The 20,112-nt window shown below is 70.4% G+C and carries 17 protein-coding genes; 9 read left to right on the top strand and 8 right to left on the bottom strand.

Annotation, left to right across the window (positions count from 1 at the left end):
• Window positions 1–16: 16 nt before the first annotated feature.
• Genes ACFYXF_RS10200 through ACFYXF_RS10210 form a run of 3 tightly spaced genes read right to left on the bottom strand, consistent with a single transcriptional unit; the run spans window position 17 to window position 3,206 of the window.
• On the bottom strand, window positions 17–901 hold the full coding sequence (locus ACFYXF_RS10200; RefSeq protein ID WP_389349105.1) for a carbohydrate ABC transporter permease: 885 nt from the start codon (window positions 899–901) through the stop codon (window positions 17–19).
• Window positions 898–1,896, bottom strand: a complete 999-nt coding sequence (locus tag ACFYXF_RS10205) for a carbohydrate ABC transporter permease (RefSeq protein ID WP_389349106.1) — start codon at window positions 1,894–1,896, stop codon at window positions 898–900. The genes ACFYXF_RS10200 and ACFYXF_RS10205 overlap by 4 nt, the downstream gene beginning before the upstream one ends.
• On the bottom strand, window positions 1,893–3,206 hold the full coding sequence (locus ACFYXF_RS10210) for an ABC transporter substrate-binding protein (RefSeq protein WP_389349107.1): 1,314 nt from the start codon (window positions 3,204–3,206) through the stop codon (window positions 1,893–1,895). Before ACFYXF_RS10210 ends, ACFYXF_RS10205 begins: the two co-directional genes overlap by 4 nt.
• A 377-nt stretch (window positions 3,207–3,583) precedes the next feature.
• Here ACFYXF_RS10210 and ACFYXF_RS10215 point away from each other — a divergent pair, with 377 nt between their 5' ends.
• From ACFYXF_RS10215 to ACFYXF_RS10225, 3 genes are read left to right on the top strand one after another with little or no spacing between them, the layout of a single operon-like run.
• Window positions 3,584–4,879, top strand: coding sequence for a glycosyltransferase 87 family protein (locus ACFYXF_RS10215; protein ID WP_389349108.1), 1,296 nt, complete (start codon window positions 3,584–3,586; stop codon window positions 4,877–4,879).
• Window positions 4,830–7,049 (top strand): McrB family protein, encoded by a 2,220-nt coding sequence (locus ACFYXF_RS10220; protein WP_389349109.1) that lies wholly within the window; start codon window positions 4,830–4,832, stop codon window positions 7,047–7,049. The genes ACFYXF_RS10215 and ACFYXF_RS10220 overlap by 50 nt, the downstream gene beginning before the upstream one ends.
• Before the next feature lie 4 nt (window positions 7,050–7,053).
• A complete protein-coding gene (locus ACFYXF_RS10225; RefSeq protein WP_389349110.1) occupies window positions 7,054–8,262 on the top strand; it encodes an McrC family protein in 1,209 nt (402 codons plus the stop codon).
• On the opposite strand, the gene ACFYXF_RS10230 is transcribed toward ACFYXF_RS10225, so the two are convergent.
• The 4 genes from ACFYXF_RS10230 to ACFYXF_RS10245 all read right to left on the bottom strand — a co-directional run bounded on the left by ACFYXF_RS10230 (window position 8,259) and on the right by ACFYXF_RS10245 (window position 14,289).
• Entirely contained in the window at window positions 8,259–10,127 is a 1,869-nt protein-coding gene (locus ACFYXF_RS10230) for a copper resistance CopC/CopD family protein (protein ID WP_389349455.1), read from the bottom strand. The genes ACFYXF_RS10225 and ACFYXF_RS10230 overlap by 4 nt on opposite strands.
• Before the next feature lie 222 nt (window positions 10,128–10,349).
• Window positions 10,350–11,117 carry an SDR family NAD(P)-dependent oxidoreductase gene (locus tag ACFYXF_RS10235; RefSeq protein ID WP_389349456.1) on the bottom strand — a complete coding sequence of 256 codons (768 nt, stop codon included), beginning with the start codon at window positions 11,115–11,117 and terminating at the stop codon, window positions 10,350–10,352.
• A 5-nt stretch (window positions 11,118–11,122) separates the two neighbouring features.
• Complete coding sequence (locus ACFYXF_RS10240; RefSeq protein WP_389349457.1) at window positions 11,123–11,602, bottom strand: cupin domain-containing protein; 480 nt, start codon at window positions 11,600–11,602, stop codon at window positions 11,123–11,125.
• A 32-nt stretch (window positions 11,603–11,634) separates the two neighbouring features.
• Window positions 11,635–14,289, bottom strand: coding sequence for a GNAT family N-acetyltransferase (locus tag ACFYXF_RS10245; RefSeq protein WP_389349111.1), 2,655 nt, complete (start codon window positions 14,287–14,289; stop codon window positions 11,635–11,637).
• A gap of 91 nt (window positions 14,290–14,380) precedes the next feature.
• Here ACFYXF_RS10245 and ACFYXF_RS10250 point away from each other — a divergent pair, with 91 nt between their 5' ends.
• The 5 genes from ACFYXF_RS10250 to ACFYXF_RS10270 all read left to right on the top strand — a co-directional run bounded on the left by ACFYXF_RS10250 (window position 14,381) and on the right by ACFYXF_RS10270 (window position 18,025).
• Entirely contained in the window at window positions 14,381–15,151 is a 771-nt protein-coding gene (locus tag ACFYXF_RS10250; RefSeq protein ID WP_389349112.1) for a siderophore-interacting protein, read from the top strand.
• A gap of 133 nt (window positions 15,152–15,284) precedes the next feature.
• Window positions 15,285–16,772: an FG-GAP-like repeat-containing protein gene (locus ACFYXF_RS10255; RefSeq protein ID WP_389349113.1), complete on the top strand. Its 1,488-nt coding sequence runs from the start codon at window positions 15,285–15,287 to the stop codon at window positions 16,770–16,772.
• 79 nt (window positions 16,773–16,851) lie between these two features.
• Window positions 16,852–17,445 (top strand): HhH-GPD-type base excision DNA repair protein, encoded by a 594-nt coding sequence (locus ACFYXF_RS10260; protein ID WP_389349114.1) that lies wholly within the window; start codon window positions 16,852–16,854, stop codon window positions 17,443–17,445.
• A 66-nt stretch (window positions 17,446–17,511) separates the two neighbouring features.
• Window positions 17,512–17,841 (top strand): hypothetical protein, encoded by a 330-nt coding sequence (locus ACFYXF_RS10265; protein WP_389349115.1) that lies wholly within the window; start codon window positions 17,512–17,514, stop codon window positions 17,839–17,841.
• Window positions 17,842–17,893: 52 nt separating this feature from the next.
• Window positions 17,894–18,025 (top strand): hypothetical protein, encoded by a 132-nt coding sequence (locus ACFYXF_RS10270; protein WP_389349116.1) that lies wholly within the window; start codon window positions 17,894–17,896, stop codon window positions 18,023–18,025.
• Between the two features lie 28 nt (window positions 18,026–18,053).
• Here the strand turns inward: ACFYXF_RS10270 and ACFYXF_RS10275 are convergent, their stop codons facing one another.
• Window positions 18,054–19,700 (bottom strand): helicase HerA-like domain-containing protein, encoded by a 1,647-nt coding sequence (locus tag ACFYXF_RS10275; protein ID WP_389349117.1) that lies wholly within the window; start codon window positions 19,698–19,700, stop codon window positions 18,054–18,056.
• Between the two features lie 104 nt (window positions 19,701–19,804).
• Here ACFYXF_RS10275 and ACFYXF_RS10280 point away from each other — a divergent pair, with 104 nt between their 5' ends.
• Window positions 19,805–20,101, top strand: a complete 297-nt coding sequence (locus tag ACFYXF_RS10280) for a type II toxin-antitoxin system VapB family antitoxin (protein WP_003999914.1) — start codon at window positions 19,805–19,807, stop codon at window positions 20,099–20,101.
• Window positions 20,102–20,112: the final 11 nt, after the last annotated feature.

Consider the following 20,112-nt stretch of genomic DNA (forward strand, 5'->3'; position numbering starts at 1 on the left):
TTCAAGCGAGGGTCGTTCAGCCCTTGTTGGCACCCAGCGTCAGTCCGCTGACGAACTGGCGCTGCAACGCGAAGTACACGATCAGTGTCGGGATCGCAGTCAACAACGCACCCGCAGCGACCAGGTTGGGGTCGGTGAAGTACTGACCGGAGAGATTATTGAGGGCCGAGGTGATCGGCATGTTCTCACCGGTCGAGATGAGCACGATGGCCCAGAAGAAGTCGTTGTAGATCCAGATGGAGAGGAGCGTGGCCAGAGCCGCCATCGCGGGGCGGCACAGCGGCAGCACGATCTGCCAGTACATCCGCCACACCGACGCGCCGTCGACCAGCGCGGCCTCGGTCAGCTCGTGCGGCAGCATCCGCATGTAGTTGGCGAGCACGAACGCGCAGAAGCCCGACTGGAACGCGATGTGGATGAGGACGAGGCCCAGCGCGGAGTCGTACAGCTTCCCGGAGTCGGTGATGCCCGGCAGGTCCACCAGGAGATAGAGCCGGTACAGCGGGGTGATGATGACCTGCTGCGGAAGCAGGTTGCCCGCCGTGAAGACCAGCAGCAGGAACAGGTTGACGCGGAAGTCGAAGCGGCTGACGTAGAAGGCGACCATCGACGACAGGAACAGCGTCAGCAGCACCGCCGGTACGGCGATGATCAGCGTGTTCATGAAGTAGTGCGTCATGTCCGACTGCTCGAACGCGTTGGTGAAGTTCGAGAAGCTCAGCTTGTCGGGCCAGGACACATAGCCCTTGTCGCTGGTCTCGGAGTACGGGCGCAGGGCCGCGTACATCGCCCACAGCAGCGGCGCGAGCCAGGCCAGCGACATGAGAACGAGGAACACGTGGAGCAGCACGCGGGCGGGGCGGACGGGGGCGCGCTGTTTCAACGACATGGAGGCGCTCATGCTCGCCGCTCCTTCCGGAAGGTGCTGACCAGGTACGGAATGATCACGACGAGCGAGATCAGCAGCAGCACGACGGCGATCGCGGACCCGTAACCGATCCGGCTGGACTCGCCGATGATGTTGTTCGTGACCAGGATCGACAGCAACTCGGTGCCCTGGGCACCGCCGTTGAAGACGTACACGAGGTCGAACGCGCGCAGCGACTCGATGATCGTGACGACCAGGACGATCGTGTTGGTCGGGCGCAGGGTCGGGAAGATGACGTTCTTGAACGTCTGCCACTCGTTGGCGCCGTCGAGCGAGGACGCCTCGCGCAGCGACGGGTCGACGCCCTTCAGACCGGCCAGGTACAGGATCATCATGTAGCCGGTGTGCCGCCAGGCGGCGGCGACGAGGATGGCCCAGAGGTTGAGGTCCGGGTCGCCGATCCAGTCGATGTAGTGGCCCGGCTTGTTGGCGCCGATCAGGCTGTTGATCAGGCCCGTGTCCGGGTTGTAGACCAGCTGCCAGACGAAGCCGATGACCGCCATCGACACCACGACCGGCAGGAAGAACGCCGTCTGGTAGACCCGGCTGAACCGGATGTTCTTGTCCAGCTGCACGGCCAGGAACAGGCCGAGCGGGGTCGGGATCAGGATCAGTACGACGAACCAGATCACGTTGTGCTGGACGGCCGGCCAGAACTGCGGGTTGCTGTCGAACAGTTCACGGAAGTTCTGCAGCCCGACCCACTTGATGGAGCCGAAGCCGATGCCGTCCCAGGTGGTGAAGGCCAGCGCGACCGAGGCGAGGGCCGTCACCCACACGAGGGCGATGTGCAGGAACGTCGGCACCCCGGCCATGAAGCCGAGGGCGACCCTGTCCTCGCGGGTGAGGAGCCGCCTGTGCCCCTGGGGAGGCTTGAGTCGCTGCGGGGAGGAAGGGGTGACGGTACCGCCCGGGGGCGGCTCGGCCGCCGCCCCCGGGATCACGGGAGTCGAATCGAAGGTGCTCATGAGGAGGCGAAGATCGTCTTCTTCTGGCGCTCGATGGACGAGAGCAGGCTGTCGATGCCCTTGGGATCGCGGATGAACTTCTGCAGCGCGGGCTGCATCACCGTGGAGGTGAAGTCTGGCCGGCTGTCGCGGTCCATGAACTGGGTGAGGCTCTTCGCGCCGGAGATCATCGCGTACGCCTTCTTCTGGAGGGCGCTGTACGAGGAGGTGTCGGCGGTGGTGGAGGCGGCGACGACGTTCGGGTCGGACTTGAGGTAGATCTCCTCGGCCTCCGGAGTGCCCAGGTACTCCAGGAGCTGGACCGAACCGGCCTTGTTCTTCGGGGACTTGCTGAGCATGAAGCCGTCGGTGGGCGCCTCGACCGTGTCCTGCCCGAAGGAGGGGTCGATCTCCGGGAAGGCGAAGAAGTCGAGGTCCTCACGGTCGGTCGCGTTCGTGAACTGCTGGCCCACGAAGGTGCCCAGCAGATACATGCCGGCCTTCTTCGAGACGAGCGTCTGGGCCGCGTCCTGCCAGGTTCGGCCCGTCGAGCCCTCCTGGTGATAGGGGAGAATTTCAGCCCAGTTGTCGAACGTGGCGCGAACCTTCGCGTCGGTCCAGGATGCCTTTCCGGCCATCAGCTCGGTGTGGAAGTCGTACCCGTTGGTACGGAAGTTGATCTGGTCGAAGGTGCCGAGCGCGGGCCAGGCGTCCTTGTCGCCGAAGGCGATCGGGACCAGGCCGTCCGCCTTCATCTGCTTGCACAGCGCGATGAACTGCGCCCAGGTGGTGGGCACTTCGTAGCCGTGCTCCTTGAAGACGCTCTTCCGGTAGAACATCGCCCAGGGGTACGTGTACAGCGGCACGAAGTAGTACTTGCCGTCCGCGCCCTTGCTGAGCTGCTTCATCGCGTCGGGGAAGTTGCCCCCGATCTTCTGCCACACGTCGTCGATCGGGCTGGCCAGGCCCTTGCCCGCGAAGAACTGCATGCGGTAGCCGGCGAACCAGGTGAACACGTCGTCCGGGGTGCCCTGGAGGTAGGAGTTGATCTGCTCCTGGAACGTGTTGTGGTCCTTCGTGTTCACGTCGACCTTGACGCCGGTCTTCTTCGTGAACGCGGCGTAGATCTCCGCGAAGGCCTTCTTCGGCACGGCGTCCGACGAGTTCGAGCCGAGGGTGACGGTCTTCGCGTCGGAGCCCGAGTCGCTGTCGCCGCCACAGGCGCTCAGCAGTGGAACGGCGGCGCCGAGCGCGGCCGCGCCACCGATCCCGCGCAGCAGGGTGCGGCGGCTCGGACCGGGGACGGACAGACCGGAGGGAGTGTGGTGCATGACGGCTCCTGAGGACAGACCCCCCAAACGGGGAGCAAGGTCACGACTACGCTGGGTCCATGCTGATCTAAATCGACCAGAAATCAACTTGACCAAACATCGTGGCGGTAATAAGAGCCCCATGTCCTGTCATGCGTCAAGAGCTGAAGGCCTCCGTTCCTGAAACGTGATGGACATCAAAAAGAGAAGGTTTGCTAACAGATAGACGGCAAACAGCTCACGCACATCTCGCCGCTCACTCCCTCGGCCGATCGGCCGAGCAGAGCACTCCGCCGGTCACGAACAGTGACCTTTCGGCCGAGGTGGGCGGACCGGTCCGGAAACGACATTGGTGGTGATCACCTCACCCGTCAGCCGGAGCCGGCAGGAGCCCGCCCATGCCCAGCACGACCACCGTCACGGCACCCGCCACGACGACGGCCACAGCAGTCGCCCCGGCACGCCCGGCCCGGCTCCCGGTCCGCTGGGACGTCGTCCACCTGCTGGCCTGCGCCGCCTTCGCCCTGGGCCTGGCACTGGTCACGACCCTGACCCCGCACCGCGTGTGGGGCGTCTGCGCGGCCCTCGGCTACGGCACGGCGGCGCTCCTGGCGGCCCGTGACCCGCGCCCCTGGACGGGCCGGGCGCTGCGCGCGGCCACCGTCGGCGCGGTACTCCTCCCCCTGGCCCTGCTGGTCGTGCTCGGCGGCGCCCAGTCCGAGGTCGGGGTCGTCGAACACTCCGGCGCCCTGCTCCTGCACACGGGCAGCCCGTACCCCGCCCACCCCACCACCGTGGACGACTACAACCCGTACCTGCCCGGCATGGCCCTCTTCGGCCTCCCCCACGCCCTCCTGGGCAACACGCCCCTGGCCCCGCTCACGGACGCCCGCCTGTGGTTCTGCGCGGCCTTCGTGGCCTGCATGTACGCGACGACCAGATCCCGTACGGGACACACAGCCGACTCGACCCGTACGGAACGAACCGCCGGCTCGACCCGTACGGCCCTGCTGCTCTCCTTCCCGGCCGTGGCCCTGCCCCTCGCCGTCGGCGGGGTCGACCTGCCGGTCATCGGCCTGATGTGCCTGGGGCTGGCGCTGGCGGGCCGGGCCGTTTCCGGCCCCGGACCCGGTGCCGGGGTCTCGGCCGGGCTGGCGATAGGCGCCGCGGCGGCCCTGAAGTGGACCGCCTGGCCCCTCCTCCCCGTCGTCCTGATCCTGATCGCCGTCACGGCGGGCCGCCTCACGGCAGTACGGGCTACGGCGACCGCCCTCCTGACAGCGGCGGCGGCTGTCATACCGGTCGCGCTGACCAACCCCCACGCCTTCGTCGAGCACGTGGTGCTGTTCCCGCTGGGCAAGGGCGGCATCCAGTCCCCGGCGACGAGCCCGCTCCCCGGGCATCTGCTCGCGGAGTACGTCCCCGGCGGCTTCGTCCTCGCGGTCGCGCTGCTGGTCGCGAGCGCGGTCGCGGTGGCCGCATCACTCGTGGTCCGACCACCGCACACGGTCCGGGCGGCGGCGGACCGCCTGGCCATCGGCCTGGGCCTGGCGATGTGCCTGATACCGGCCACCCGCTTCGGCTACCTGGTCTATCCGATCGTCCTGGCGGTGTGGTTCCGGGTCGGCGCCTACGATGAGCCGCGTGATCGAACAGACCGGGACAGGAACGGGCGTATACGGCACGACAGTTGAGGGGGCTCCGGTTGTCGCGGCGGTGCGGCGGGTGCTGCGGGACGGGCTGAGCAGCGGGGGCTCGGCGTTCGTGCCGGGGCTGGACATCTGGACGTCCGGGACGGCGACCGACCTGCGCCGCCGGTTCGTCGACCAGCCGGACGAGTCCTCCGACAACTTCCTGGTGAAGCTGGAACGGCAGTTGTCCGGGGCCCCGGACGAGACGATCGTCCTCGCCGCCGAACTCCTCTACGTGAACCTCGTACCGCTGAAGCCCGAGCAGATAGGCGTACCGAGGAAGCGGGAGATCCTGAACGAGGTGCTGTCCTGGGCCGGACGGGAGATCTCGATACCGGCCGAACTGGACGCCCCGCTCGTCGGGTTCATCAACGGTGGGCAGGCGTTCCTCAACTATCGGTGGGCGCAGTTCCAGTTCCTCATACTGCTGGTGGAGCGGCTGACAGAGTGGACGCCGGTCGAGCGAGAAGATCTGCTGTCCGGCCCATGGCGCTTCCGGGACGAGTGCCGTGCGGTACTCGCCGCCGAAGGCCACAACAAGGCCCGCGCCCAAGTGCACGTCCTCCAGGCCCTGTTGTTCCCCGAGACCTTCCTCCCCATCGCCAGCAGCAAGAGCAAGCAGCGCATCCTGACCGGCTACGGCGACCGTCTCCCCGACCTCACCGGTGACGACGACCGTGACCTGCTCGCCCTCCGCACCCTGTTGCAGCAGGAGTCGGAGGACCCGGTGAACTTCTTCGCCGAGCCCTGGCTAGGCCACTGGCGTCCCGGGTCGGCCCAGGTCGGTCAACAGGGCTGGCTGGTGAGGGGATCCAACGTCGGCGGGCAGAACTTCGTCCCCGACTGGCTGGCCCACGGCTACTGCTCGATCAGCTTCGGCGAGATGCCGGAGATTCCCCCGGGCGCCACCAAACCCGCGATCCAGCAAGCCGTTTCCGCCGGCCTGGCGGACGCCACCGCGCAGGTTCGCGGCCAGGCGACAGGCCAACTCCATCTGTTCCTCAGCCAGATGAAGCCAGGAGACGTCGTCGTCACCGTCACCCCCGACGAAGTGCACGTCGGCACGATCGAGGGCCCGGCCCGCTACGACCTCTCCGGCGGCCCCGACCGTGCCCGCCGCCGCACGGTCAAGTGGGCCACCGCAACCCGCCCCCTGCGCCGCGCCGAACTCCCCGAGCAGGTCCAGACGCAGCTCCAACGCCCGCCCACCGTCTACGACATCAGCACGGTCGCCGCCGAACTCGCCGAGGCAGCCGGCCTGACCGACTCCGTCGAGGAGGAACTGCTCAAGGTCGACGTGACCCGCCCGATCGAGTTGCCACCGGTCGGCGAGGACCTCGCGGACGACCTGCTCATGGACGTCCGCTGGCTGCGCGACACCGCCCGCCAGCTGGAACGGATGCGGCAGATCGTCCTGTACGGCCCGCCCGGCACCGGCAAGACCTTCCTGGCCCGGCGCCTCGCCCAGCACATGGCCGGACCCGACCGCACCCGGCTGGTGCAGTTCCACCCCTCCTACACCTACGAGGACTTCTTCGAGGGGTTCCGGCCGGTCAAGGGTGACGGCGGCACCGTGGCGTTCGAGGTGGTGCCGGGGCCGTTCAAGCTGCTGGTGGACCGGGCCCGCCAGGACCCGGCCAACCCGTACGTCCTGGTCATCGACGAGATCAACCGGGCCAACCTCGCCAAGGTGTTCGGCGAGCTGTACTTCCTGCTGGAGTACCGGGAGGAGCCGATCATCACCCAGTACTCGCCGGAGCAGCAGTTCGACCTGCCCAAGAACGTCTACCTCATCGGCACGATGAACACCGCCGACCGTTCCATCGCCCTCGTGGACGCGGCCATGCGCCGCCGCTTCGCCTTCCGCAGGCTCTCCCCGGACCGCCCGCCCGTCGCCGGTCTGCTGCGCCGCTGGCTGGACCGCCACAGCCTGCCCGAGCGCCCCGCCGACCTCCTCGACGCCCTCAACTCCCGCCTGGCCGACCCGGATCGGGCGATCGGACCGTCGTACCTGATGAACCGCCAGTCGGCCGACCCCGACGGCCTGGAGCTGATCTGGAGCACCCAGATCCTGCCCCTCCTGGAGGACCAGCTGTACGGCACGGGCGTCGACGTCGAGGAGGAGTACGGGCTCGACGCCCTCAGCGCCTCCCTGCCCTCCGCACCGGAGTAGTCCAGTGACCGTCGCAGCCTCCCCCATCTCCCTCACCGAGACCGGCCGAGGCGTCCAGGTCGCCCTGCGCCCCGCCCAGGTCGCCACCCTGATCAGGCGCCCGGACCTGGTCCGGCTCACCCCGGCCGCGAGCGGGCTGTGGCGTGTCTCGGGCCGGCAGCGCGTCGGCCTGATCCGGCTCGGACGCGGCGACGGCACGGTCGAACTCCGTATCCGCCCCAAACTCCCCGTCTCCCAGCTGCTGTTCCTCCTCACCCACGCCCCGGGCACCCCCTGGCAGGACCAGCCGGTCACCGCGTCGGCGTCCGACGACGACCTGCTCCCCGCCCTCGCCGACGCCTACGCCCGCGCCGCCCGTCGCGCCCTCGACCCCGGCGTCCTGCACGGCTACCGCGTCACCGACGACGAACTCCCCGTCGTACGCGGTCGGATCCGTACCGCCGACCAGCTGCGCCGGACGGGACTACCGCTCCCCGTGGCCGTCCGCTACGACGACTTCACCGCCGACATCGCGGAGAACCGCGTCCTGCTGGCCGCGCTGCACCGCCTGGAACGCCTCCCCGGAGTCACGCAGACGGCCCGCCGCACCCTGCGTCACCTGGCCGGACGTCTCCCCGAGGTCACCCCGCTGCGCCCGGGCCCCCCGCTCCCCACCTGGACGCCGACCCGCCTCAACTCCCGTTACGAGCCCGCCCTGCGCCTGGCGGAGCTGATCCTCACCGACCGGGGCATCACCCCACACGGAACGGCCCCCGTGACGACCGACGGCTTCGTCCTCGACCTGGCCCGGGTCTTCGAGCGGTTCCTCACCGACACCCTGACCGCCGCCCTGCTCCCGCACCGGATACGGGTCCAACCCCAGGACCGGCGCCACCACTTGGACCTCGGCTCCCGCGTCCGGATCATCCCGGACCTGGTCCTCTACCGCGCCGGCCGGCCCCTCACCGTCGTGGACGCCAAGTACCGTGACCTGGGCGCCGAACCGCCACCCCACGAGCACATGTACCAACTGCTCAGCTACTGCACGGCGTTGGCGCTCCCGCACGGCCATCTCGTGTACGCGGCCCAGCGGGGCGACGCCCCCGTCCCCCACCCGATCCGCAATGCGGGCATCACCCTCACCACCCACGCGGTCGACCTGGCCCGCCCACCGACGGAGATCCTCGCGTCGGTCACCGCCCTCGCCGACCACCTCGCCCAGGTCGGGGACTAGGGACTGATCTTCACCTTCCGCGACACGCTCACCTGGTCGACGTCCGAGGTACGGATCGTCACCTTCATCGTCCAGGTGCCGGCGATGGGCAGCTGAAGGGTGTTGGTGCCCCAGTAGCCGCCCTGGTCGGTGACGTCGGCGTTGAGCGGGCCGATGTCCTTGCTGGGGAGGGAGAAGGAGATCCGGAGTTCGGGGACGACCGCGAAACCGTCGTCGGGCCCGAACACCACGGCCTGCACACTGTTCTCGCCGACCCGGGCCGGTTCGAGGGTCACCTGCACCTTGCCGTGCCCGCCGGGCGTACCGACGTCGAAGGGGATCGTCGTCGTGGACGCGCTGATCACCCCGGGCACGGGAGCGTCCTGAGCGGCCTCCGCGGCCTCGGCGGCGGCACGCCCCGGCAGGGTCGCCGTGAGGATCGTCGTGATCACCAACACCGCCACCCCGACGGCCACTTCGACCAGCACGGAGCCGCGAAGCCGACGACGGTAGGAGTCGGAGGGAGAGGAGGACGGGGAAGGGGAAGAGGAAGGGGAACTCTCCGGGCGTACGTCGTCGGATGCGCCGTCGCCGGAAGCGTCACCGTCACCCGCGCTCACCGTCGTCGCCGCCGGACCCCCCACCGTCTCCGGCACCCGTTCCGCGACCTTCGCCTCCGCCTCCGCCTCGGCCGTCTCCGGCACCAGCAGCCGTGCGGTCCAGCGGCGCGAGAACCCGGCCGCCGCCAGCAGCGCCACCACCGCGCACAGCTTGGCGATCAGGATGCGGCCGTACGACGTGTCGGTGAACGCGTCCCACGAGCCGAGGCCGCGCCAGGACTGGTAGACGCCGGTGACGGTCAGGACGGTCACGGAGACGAAGGCCAGTCGGGAGAAGCGGGCGACGGTGGACGCGGAGAGCGGCTCCGCCGCCTGGAGGCTGGTGAGGAGGGCCGCGAGTCCGCCCAGCCAGGCTGCCATGGCGAGCAGATGCAGCACCGAGGACGTCATCGCCACCGGCACCTGGATACCGGCCGACGCGTGTTCGGCTGCGGCCCAGGTCAGCGTGAGACCGACGGCGAGCACGCCACCGACGGCGAGGAGGACCGGCTTGCCACTGCCCCCGTCACGCTCCCCGTCGAGCTGTCGCCGACGTGCAACCACCGTCAGCAGTACGGCCGTTGCCGCCAGCAGGGCGATCCGGGCCAGGAGTGCGAGGCCCGGCCTGCTGGTCGCGGTCCGTTCCAGGGTCGACAGGTCGAAGGCGGTGGCCGGGGCGGTGCCGGCCTCGTACGGGCCGCGCAGCAGGAGCAGGGCGACCGTGGACGCGAGGAGGGTCCACCAGCCCGTGAGGACCAGTTTGCGCAGGGGGTCCGTGCTGGACGGACGGCAGAACAGAACGAACACGACCGTGCCGACGAGCAGTGCCAGGGCCGCGTACGCCAGATAGCGGACGATGTCGTAGAGGGCGCTGGTGGCCGCGTTCTCGACGGGGCCGGTGTCGATCGTGGCCGGGGTCGCGGAGGGCTCGCCGATGGAGAAGGTGAAGGCGCCCGAGATGGGGTGGCTGTCCGCCGAGACGACCCGCCAGGCCACGGTGAACGTGCCCTCGCCGAGCCCCTCGGGCAGGCTCACCCGCACCGCGTCGGAACTCCCCTTCACATGCTCGGCCTCGCCGGTGCTCACGCGCCGGCTGTCGGGGTCGAAGACGCGGAAGGAGTCGTCGAGCAGCCCGACGGACTCGGTGAAGCTCAGGGTGACCTGTCGGGGCGCGGACTCGAGGACGCTTCCGTCGCGGGGGTCGCTGTCCCGGAGAGCGGCGTGCGCGGACGCGGTACCCGCCCCGCCGACGAGGAGGAACAGGACCAGCATGGTGCCCAGCAGCACCACCCTTTGAAGCCCCCGGGCGCCCCGGAGTCCCCTGAGTCCCCGGATTCCGTCCCTTCCGCCCCCTGGGTGTTCGCCCCCTGCGGCTCGTCGGTCATCGCGCCCTTCGTTCCGTAGTCGGCCCACGTACCTTCTCCGTCTCCGGGACAATCCGGCTCTCGTATACGTACGGACGATCCTGACGCCCCGCTCACCGGGCCGATACGGGATTCGCCGTGGCCTTCACCACGTGGGACGCGCGGACATCCCTCCGTCCACGACCAGGTCGTGCCCGCTGACCCAGGACGCCAGCCGCGAGGCGAGGAACACGCACGCGTCGCCGATGTCCTCGGCCCGCCCCAACCTCCCTACGGGCACCGCCTGTTGCCAGCGCCGCACCCCCTCCGGCCAGTCGCCCGCCAGCCCCTCCCGGTCGACGAGCCCGGGCGAGACGGTGTTGACGCGGATCCCGTACGGCCCGTACTCAAGAGCCGCCGACCGGGCGTGCATCACGACCGCCGCCTTCGAGGCGCTGTAGTGGGCGTGCCCGGGCGCCGGATGCGCGGCCTCGATGGAGGCGATGTGCGTGACGCTCCCCCCGAACTCCTGTTGCCGCATGATCTCCGCCGCGGCCTGCGTACAGGCGAAGACACTCAGGACGTTCGTGTCGACGACGGCCCGCCAGTCCGCGGCTGTCATCCCGGCCAGCTCCTGGACCGGCTGCACACCCGCGTTGTTGACCAGCGCGTCCAGCCGCCCGCCACCCCACTCGGCGGCCTCCCGCACCACCCGCCGGCACTCGTCCTCGTCGGCGAGATCACCCCGCAGTACGACGGCCCGCCCGCCCGCCGCCCCGATCCGCGCGACCACGTCCCGCGCACCCTCGTCCGACGTCCGGCAGTGCACGGCGACGGCGGCCCCCTCCGCCGCGAACCGCAGGGCGATCCCGCGCCCGATCCCGCCACCGCCGCCGCCGGTGACAAGGGCGACCTGGCCTGCCAGAAGGTTCATGTCTCTCATGGGCGACACAGTGCCCGGACACGAGCCGCCTCGGCCGGATAACGCGCGGCCAGTTCGACACCGTCCCCGTGCTCGTACCCCTCGTACGTGAACCCGGGCGCCATCGTGCACCCGAAGAAGGTCCACGCCCCGCCCTCGACGACCCGGGCGCCCATCCAGGTGCCGCCGGGCACGGTCACCTGGATCTCCTGCCCGTGCAGAACACCGGGCCCGAGCATCACCACCCGTGCCGTCCCGTCCGGTGCGAGGAGAAGCATCTCCAGCGGATCGCCGAGATAGAAGTGCCAGACCTCGTCCGACGGCAGCCGGTGCAGCGCGGAGAAGTCGTCGGGCGCGGAGGTCAGCAGCGCGACGATCGCCGAACCCTCCGGCCGCCCGTCGGCCCGCTCGGGTCCCGCCCAGGTACGCCGGAACAGCCCGCCCTCACGCGGGATCGGCTCCAGGCCGTAGTGGGCGATCAGGTCGTCGGGGTTCACCGGGTTTTCTGGAGTCACCGGGTTCTCTGGAGTCACCCGGGAAAAGCTACCTCCCGGGGAAGAAACGCCAGTTGGGCGCGCTTCTCGGGCAGATACACGTCCGGCAGGTCGATCTCGGGCAGCACGACAACCGGCCCGGCGACGAACCCCTGCCGAAGAAAACGGGCGACGGCCTTCTCGTTCCCCACATCGGGGTCGACCACGACCCGCCGCCGCCCGAGCCCGACCAGCACGTACTCCGCCAGCACCCCCATCAGCGCGGCCGACCACCCGGCCTGACCGCCCTCCGCCCCGGCGGGCGCGAGCAGCAGATGGACGCCGATGTCGCCTGGCTCGACGGTGTAGCGCTCGCTCACCCGGTCGGCCTCGGGCTCGTAGGTCTGGAGCAGCCCGACCGCCGTACCGTCCTTGACCAGCAGATAGGCGTGATGGGTGTCGAGGGTGTCCAAGTGACCGTAGATCTCGGCGACTTGCTCCTGCGTGAGCCCACCCATCCCCCAGAACGCGGCCCGCGGCTCACTCACCCAGCCGTGCACGACACCGGCGTCGGCGACGGGGTCGAACCGCAGCACGCGCACGGCACCGAACCCGTCGACGACCTGCTCATGGACGGCCACGCGATCCCCGTACGACGGGGGTTCCCTCGTCAGCCGCGCCCAGTCGGTGACGACCGGGACGAGGTCCCCCCTTGTCCACAGGGGCAGTTGATCGCGGTGATGGTCGGAGCCCGGGACCCCGGAGGCCCCGAAGGGCACCACCCACAGACTGTCCTCCCGCCGGGCCAGGTCCCAGACGTACCTCGCGGCGGGCCCGCGCGCGCTGAGGTCGGTGAGCCCGGGAACTGCGGAGGTGCAGAGCACGCAGTCGTGGTCGCCGGAGAGCCCCGGTTCGTCGTACGAGGTGCTGCCGAGCGCCCGCCAGGGTGCCAGCCGGTGCCGCTCGCCCCAGGTCACGGACGCCCCCACAGCCACTTCCGCGACAGCTTCCCGTACGAGGGCGGCGCGATCGATCCCGTACAACTCCCGCGCCCGCAGGAGCCCTTCGAGCGCGAAGCCGATCCGGGGGAGCAGGGCGAGCCAGGGGAGGAAGACCTCGGGGTAGGCGGGCGGGACGGCCAGTGCGGCGAAGGCGGGGTGGGCGGCGAGACGGCGTACGACGGCGGAGCGCAGGGCCGCGTAGGTCGCCGCCTCCGTGCTGTCGGCGTCCATCCGGCGGTCCCAGCGCAGGAGTTGGCCGCGGAGGGCGTCCTCGTGCGGGGTCAGTCCGTCCAGACCGGCGAGGAGGTCGAGGAGTGGGGCGGCGGAGGCGAGGTGGGTGTCCATGTGGAGGGCGGGCAGATCGGCCGCCGACCACTGGTCCTTCTCCGTCAGCAGGGCGCGGATACGGTCCGCCCGGTGCGGCGGCGCGAACTCGACGCCGAGGGGGGTCGCGGGGCCGCGCTGGTTGGCCATGACGGCGAGGCCGTCGTCGACGGTGCCGTACGGCGTCTCGTGCCGGCCGTGCCACTCGTGCCCGGGCTCCCAGGCCCGTACGAGCCGGGTCCGGTTGGCCTCGGCGCGTACCGGGACGTGCCCGGCGACCCGGTGCAGCAGCCCGCCCTCGGTGTCGGCGGCCTGGACGACGTTGACGGGCTCGGCCCAGAGATCGAGGGCACGGTCGATGTCGGCGACGCGGCGGGCGCGGAGAAGGGGGAGGAGAGCGGAGAAGCCGAGGTCGCGGGTGACGCGGGGCGGATAGCGCAGACTAATCGTTTCTGCGCCATCATCTCCGGGGCCGCCGATCACGACCGGCCCCCGCCCGGTCTCGATCACCTCGACCTCGACGGACTCCCCGCCCGCGACCTCCACGACCTCCATGTGAACGTGGGCGGCCCGCCACTCCCCATCGGGGTCCAGGGCCTCAACTCCCGCACCCCCACGGCGAATTCGCTCCACATACAAGTCCTGATAGTCGGCCATGGCGTTGGTGATGGCCCAGGCGACCGTGCTGGTGTGCCCGAAGTGGGCGATGCCGGGGACGCCCGGCACGGCCAGCCCGACGACGTCGAACTCGGGGCAGGACAGCCGGACTTGCTGATAGACGCCGGGATCCTCGATGTACCGGTGCGGATCGCCCGCGAGCAACGGCAGCCCGGTGACCGACCGTTCACCGCTCACCAGCCAGCCGTTGCTGCCGGAGGTGCCGGGACCGTCGGTGGCGAACAGGCCGATGGCGTCGGCGCCGAGGTGCCGCACGACCTGCTCCCGCCAGAGCTTGGCCGGGAAACCGGAGAACAGGATGTGCGTGGCGAGCCAGATGCCGAGCGGGGTCCAGGGCTCCCAGCGGCCGGGGGAAAGTCCGATGGCGGCGAACTCGGGCGCGACGGCGGCCCCTTGGTCGAGCCCCTCATTCACGCCATCCGCGTAAGCCCGTACCCAGGCGGCGGTTTCGGGGTCCCGTCTCTCCAGGGCGGCGTAGCAGCGTCTCGCGGTGTCGTCGAGGCGGGCGCGTCGGGCGAACACGTCCCAGCCGACGGCCTCGGCGCCGAGGAACGCGGCCGAGGTGCCCTGCGCGCGGTGGCGCTCGACCTCCAGTTGCCACGCCCGGTCGATTGCGGTGACGCGGCCCTGGCCATGGGCGAGTTCATCCGCGTCGCCCGCGCGCAGGTGCGGGATCCCCCAGGCGTCGCGGTAGATCTCGGTGGCCATATCTGTATCCTCACGGGGTCCGAAACTGTGCTTTAGGTTAGCCTTACCTAAGTAAGTCGTGACGGAATCGTACGCGAGAGGTGAAGAACCCATGGCGCAGGGGCGGGACCAGGACCAGGCACAGGACCGGGCACAGAGCCAGCAGCGGCGCGGCTGGGAGGGCGCGGTCCTCAAGCTCTTCCGCGGCAAGGACTTCGTGTTCACCGTGACCGGCGCCGAGGACGTCTCCCCGCGCTACCGGCGCCTCCACCTCACCGACGGCGGCATGCTGGCCGCCACCGGCGTCCACCCCACGATGTGGGTCCGACTGTGGTTCGACAACGCGGGCAAGCCGCACCAGCGGGCGTACACGCTGGTCGACCCGGACCCCGAGGCGGGCACGTTCAGCCTCGAGTTCGCGCTCCACGAAGGATGCGCCAGCGACTGGGCGCGGGCGGCGAAGCCCGGTGACACCATCGAGGCGACGGTCCAGGGCACCGGCTTCACGCGGCCCCAGCCGGAACCCTCGCACGTCTTCGCGATAGGCGATCCGGCATCGCTGCCCGCGCTCAACTCCCTCCTCGACACGCTGGGTTCGGTCCCGGCGACAATCTGGTTCGAGTCGGACCACGGCACCGACGGCTACCCCTTCCGCACCACGGCCGACCACCACGACATCCGCCCGGTCCCCCGCCGCGACGCGGGCGCCCACCTGGCCGCCGAGGTCCGCTCGGCCTTCCCGGACCTCCTCAGGCACAGCGCCGACCCCTACGTCTGGATCGCCTGCGACACGGCCACGACCCGAGCCCTGACGAGCTACTTCCGCAAGGAGGCGGGGCTGCCGAAGCAGCGGGTGCACGGGCTGGGGTACTGGCGGCCGTAGGGACGAACGGCCGTGGCGGCGCGCGGCTGTCATAACGACCTGGGAACGCCCGGGGCGGTGCGCAACCTTCTGTGAGACCCCTGTGTCCAAAGAGGCGACTGGTGTTCGAGCCTGTCCACACCAAGGAGTTCCGTTGCGCAGAGCCGTCATGGCGACAGCCGTGCTGACCACAGCCGTCGCCGCCACGCTCACCCCCACGGCCGCGTTGGCCGCCGCCCCGTACAAGGGCGCCAACACCGCCGCCGTCCAGGACGACTTCAACGGTGACGGCTACCGCGACCTGGCCGTCGGCGCACCGGGCGCGGCGAACGGCGGTGTGGAGGCGGCCGGTGCGGTCGTCGTCCTGTGGGGCGGCAAGTCCACGGTGAGCGTGACCCGCCGGACCGTCCTCACCCAGGCGACCACCGGAATCCCCGGCAACCCCGAGGAGGGGGACCGCTTCGGCGAGACGGTGGCCGCCGCCGACCTCGACCGCGACGGCTACGCCGACCTGCTGATCGGTTCACCGTCCGAGGCCGTCGGCAACAACAACCTCCGCGGCTCAGTCAGCGTCGTGTGGGGCGGCCCGGGCGGCCTCAAGAGCGGCGTGGAGATCACCCCGCCCGCGGGCTACGGCGCGGACCGGACCTTCTGCGGCTTCGGCACGAGCATCACCACCGGTGACATGAACGGCGACGGTGCCCCCGAACTCACCATCGGCTCCCGCTGCGACGCCACCTCCTACACGGGCCCCTTCAAGCGCACCGGAAAGGCGGCGGCCAACTACCTGGACCGGCGCCTGGGCGACACCCGGGGCGTGGTGATGGGCGACGTCGACGGCGACGGCCGGGCGGAACGGTTCTGGCTGCGCGGGCCGGGGGGCGGCGACAGCCGCGGCCCGGTGTACCTCGACCAAGGGCCGCCGATCGACTCGGCCCCCTGGGAGAACGCCGCGCTCGAACTCCCGTACGCCCACGGCCACACCGGCCGCATCGGCGACATCAACGGCGACGGCTACGGCGACCTGGTCACCGGCATCGCCATGGACAACTACCTCTCCTCGTCGACGAGCGGCGCCCACCGAGGCGGCGAGATCCAGGTCCTCTACGGCAGCGCCCAGGGCATCACCACCACCCAGCGTCCGAAGATCTTCCACCAGGACACCCCGGGCGTCCCGGGCAGCGCCGAGAACGCCGACATGTTCGGCCAGTCCCTCAGCATCGGCGACGTGGACAAGGACGGATACGCCGACGTCCTGATCGGCTCCCCGAACGAGGGCGTCGCGGGCAGGTCGGGCGCCGGTACGGCCGTACTCCTGCGCGGCTCCGCCAAGGGCCTGACCACGGCCAGGGCGGTCGGCTACACCGAGAACACGGCGGGCGTGCCCGACACCGCCGAGACGTACGACTACTTCGGCACCTCGGTCCACCTCACCGACCTGAACCGCGACGGCCGGGCGGAGACGGTCGTCGGCATCCCCGGCGAGAACGCCGACGGCTGCTTCTGGCTCGCCCGCGGCTCGGCCTCCGGCCCGGTCGTCACCGGCTCCCACACCTTGTGCGGCAAGAACACCGGCATCACGGTCCGCTGGCAGGACGCCCTCTTCGGTACGTCCCTGACCAGCCCGTACGTATACCTCTGACCGCCGTACGAGTCGCCCGGCCCATCCTTGGAGCCACGCCCCACACGCGGCCGGGCGACCGCCGAGGCATGATCGACCCATGGACGTCACTCTCCACCTCGCCCAGGACCCCGAGGCCGACGCGCTCCTCGGGCGCAGCCCGCTCGCCGCGCTGACCGGCATGCTGCTGGACCAGCAAGTGCCGATGGAGTGGGCTTTCAAGGGACCGGCCACGATCGCCCAGCGGCTCGGTGCCGACGATCTCGACGCGCACGAGATCGCGGCGTACGACCCGGAGGCCTTCGCCGCGCTCCTCTCCGACAAGCCGGCCGTGCACCGCTACCCCGGCTCGATGGCCAAGCGCATCCAGCAGCTCTGTCAGTACCTCGTCGAGCACTACGACGGTGACGCCGAGGGCGTCTGGCGGGACGCGGCGACCGGTCAGGAGCTGCTGAAGCGCCTCACCGATCTGCCCGGCTTCGGCAAGCAGAAGGCCCAGATCTTCCTGGCCCTCCTCGGCAAGCAGCTCGGCGTCCAGCCCAAGGGCTGGCGCGAGGCGGCCGGGGCGTACGGCGAACCGAAGTCCTTCCGCTCCGTCGCCGACATCACCGGCCCCGAGTCCCTGACCAAGGTGCGCGCCCACAAGCAGGAGATGAAAGCGGCGGCGAAGGCGGCGAAGGCCTCCGGCAAGTAGCAGCCATCCGGGCGGTTCTCGGCCCGGCGTGATCGGCCCTGTGCGGGGCGCGGGGAAAGACCTCCCATGAGCCCCGCCGCGCGCATCCCTTACGCCGCGCGCCGGGCTGTCCGGCTCCGGGTGCTCGTCCTGCTGCTCGCCCTGCTCGTGCCGGGAACGGCCGCACACTGCGGAGCGGCCGAATCGGTCGTCACGAGCGGTACGGCCGCCGAGTACGACGTCCACGACACCGCCGCCCGCCCGCCGGGCCGCTACGGCCACCGTCCCGTCGTACCGCTGCGGCCCGCACCCCGCCCACCGTCCGCACGGCACCCGGTGGCGACGGCGGGCCACCCGCTCCCCGTGCCGCCACGGCCCATGCCTCCCGCCCTGCGCTCGGTGGTCCTGCGCTGCTGACAGAACCGGCTCCCCGGTCCATCTGTCAGTCAACGGGACAAGGAACACCCCCATGGCGATCGACCCCTACGCGGTCCTGCGCGCCCTGCTGCGCGCCGAGGCCGTACGCAACGCACCGAAACCGCAGGTACCCCGGGTGAAGGAGGCCAAGCCGGAGCAGCCCGTGAAGGAGCCGGGCCGCTGACCGGGCGGCGGGGGCGGGACCCTGGTGGCTACCGCCTCCGCCGTGCCGTCCCGAAGAGGGAGCGGGTGATCTCCCGCCCGATCTGGGTGCCCACGGAACGGGCGAGCGACTTGAACATGCCGCTGCCCACCACCTGTTGGACGACGGAGGGGTCCTCCTTGGGAGCCCTAGGTGTCTCTGCCTCCTTGGGCTTCATCTCGTCCGGGCCCTTGGCTCCACCGGAGGTCCGCGCGGCCGTCAGCTTCTCGTACGCCGACTCTCTGTCCACAGCCTGTGCGTAACGTGCGTACAGCTGCGAGGACCTGACCGCCTCGTCGAGAACGGTGGCCTCGACCGGACCCATCAGGGACTCGGGGGCGCGGAGGCGCGTCGCGGCGACCGGCGTCGGGGCTCCCTTCTCGCTGAGCACCGTGACCACCGCCTCGCCCGTGCCGAGGCCGGTGAGCAGTTCCTCCAGGTCGTACGGCGAGTTCGGGAACGTCTTCACCGTGGCCTTGAGGGCCTTCTGGTCGTCCGGGGTGAAGGCGCGCAGCGCGTGCTGGACGCGGTTGCCGAGCTGGGCGAGGACGTCGGAGGGGACGTCCCGCGGTGTCTGCGTCACGAAGAAGATGCCCACCCCCTTCGAGCGAATCAGCCGCACGGTCTGCGTGATCGCGTCCAGGAAGGCCTTCGACGCGTCGTTGAAGAGCAGATGCGCCTCGTCGAAGAAGAAGACGAGCTTGGGCTTGTCGGCGTCGCCGACCTCCGGGAGGTCGTGGAAGAGGTCGGCCAGCAGCCACATCAGGAAGGTCGAGAACAGCTGCGGCCGGTCCTGTACGGCGGGCAGTTCGAGCAGCGAGATCAGGCCCCGGCCGTCCGGCGCCGTGCGCAGCAGCTCGGCCGTGTCGAACTCCGGCTCGCCGAAGAAGTCCGCCATGCCCTGCGCCTCGAAGGCGGTGAGGGAGCGCAGGATCACCCCGGCCGTGGCCGGCGAAAGGCCGCCGATGTTCGTCAGCTCGGCCTTGCCCTCGTCCGAGGTGAGGAAGGTGACGACCGCTCTCAGGTCCTTGAGGTCGAGCAGATCGAGCCCCTTCTGGTCGGCGTAGTGGAAGATCAGGCCGAGCGACTGCTCCTGGGTCTGGTTGAGCTGGAGCACCTTGGAGAGCAGTACCGGGCCGAAGCTGGTGACGGTGGCGCGGACCGGGATGCCGTGGCCGATGCCGCCAAGGGCGTAGAACTCTGCGGGGAATCCGGTCGCCGTCCACCGCTGGTGCACCTCGGCGGAACGGGACCGGACCCTGTCGTTCATCTCCCCCGGCGCCGAGATCCCGGAGACGTCACCCTTCACATCGGCCAGGAAAACGGGCACACCTTGGGCGCTGAGCTGTTCGGCGATCAGCTGGAGCGTCTTGGTCTTGCCGGTGCCGGTGGCCCCCGCGACCAGACCGTGCCGGTTGAGCATGGGGAGGGGGATGCGGATCTGGGCGTCCGGGAGGCAGGTCCCGTCCCAGATCAGGGCGCCCAGATCGAGCGCCGGGCCGGTGAAGGCGTATCCGGAAGCAATCTCCAGGGCCTGCTGGGGGAGTGCGGGAGCGCTCCCCGGCGCGCGGGGTGGTGATGCGGGCGCGTTTGCCGGTGGCAAAGACTCCGCGGCGGTCCCCGCGGTGGCCGATGGCACGGTCTCGCTGTCGCTCATGTCAGGCCCCTGTTCCGGTTTGCCACGCTTTACGGCATCTTTTCCAGCGTCGCACTCCGTCTCCATGGCTGCGCCCGGAACGTCTGGACCGGTAGGCTTTCCGTGTGATCTTCAAGCGCATCGGAAACGGCCGGCCGTACCCCGACCACGGCCGGGAAAGCACCCGGCAGTGGGCGGACGTCGCGCCGCGCCCGGTCCGCCTCGATCAGCTCGTGACGACCAAGGGCCAGCTCGACCTGGAAACCCTGCTCGCCGAGGACTCCACGTTCTACGGCGACCTCTTCGCGCATGTCGTGAAGTGGCAGGGCGACCTGTATCTGGAAGACGGTCTGCACCGCGCGGTCCGGGCGGCCCTCCAGCAACGACAGGTGCTGCACGCGCGCGTGCTGGAACTGGACTGACGTCCGTCCCG

The organism is Streptomyces sp. NPDC002680, assembly GCF_042889145.1.
Classification (GTDB): Bacteria; Actinomycetota; Actinomycetes; order Streptomycetales; family Streptomycetaceae; genus Streptomyces; species Streptomyces adonidis.

Coding starts and splice junctions, on each gene's coding strand:
- ACFYXF_RS10200 (WP_389349105.1), bottom strand. CDS start 901: ATGAGCGCCTCCATGTCGTTGAAACAGCGCGCCCCCGTCCGCCCCGCC.
- ACFYXF_RS10205 (WP_389349106.1), bottom strand. CDS start 1,896: ATGAGCACCTTCGATTCGACTCCCGTGATCCCGGGGGCGGCGGCCGAG.
- ACFYXF_RS10210 (WP_389349107.1), bottom strand. CDS start 3,206: ATGCACCACACTCCCTCCGGTCTGTCCGTCCCCGGTCCGAGCCGCCGC.
- ACFYXF_RS10215 (WP_389349108.1), top strand. CDS start 3,584: ATGCCCAGCACGACCACCGTCACGGCACCCGCCACGACGACGGCCACA.
- ACFYXF_RS10235 (WP_389349456.1), bottom strand. CDS start 11,117: ATGAACCTTCTGGCAGGCCAGGTCGCCCTTGTCACCGGCGGCGGCGGT.
- ACFYXF_RS10245 (WP_389349111.1), bottom strand. CDS start 14,289: ATGGCCACCGAGATCTACCGCGACGCCTGGGGGATCCCGCACCTGCGC.
- ACFYXF_RS10250 (WP_389349112.1), top strand. CDS start 14,381: ATGGCGCAGGGGCGGGACCAGGACCAGGCACAGGACCGGGCACAGAGC.
- ACFYXF_RS10260 (WP_389349114.1), top strand. CDS start 16,852: ATGGACGTCACTCTCCACCTCGCCCAGGACCCCGAGGCCGACGCGCTC.
- ACFYXF_RS10265 (WP_389349115.1), top strand. CDS start 17,512: ATGAGCCCCGCCGCGCGCATCCCTTACGCCGCGCGCCGGGCTGTCCGG.
- ACFYXF_RS10270 (WP_389349116.1), top strand. CDS start 17,894: ATGGCGATCGACCCCTACGCGGTCCTGCGCGCCCTGCTGCGCGCCGAG.
- ACFYXF_RS10275 (WP_389349117.1), bottom strand. CDS start 19,700: ATGAGCGACAGCGAGACCGTGCCATCGGCCACCGCGGGGACCGCCGCG.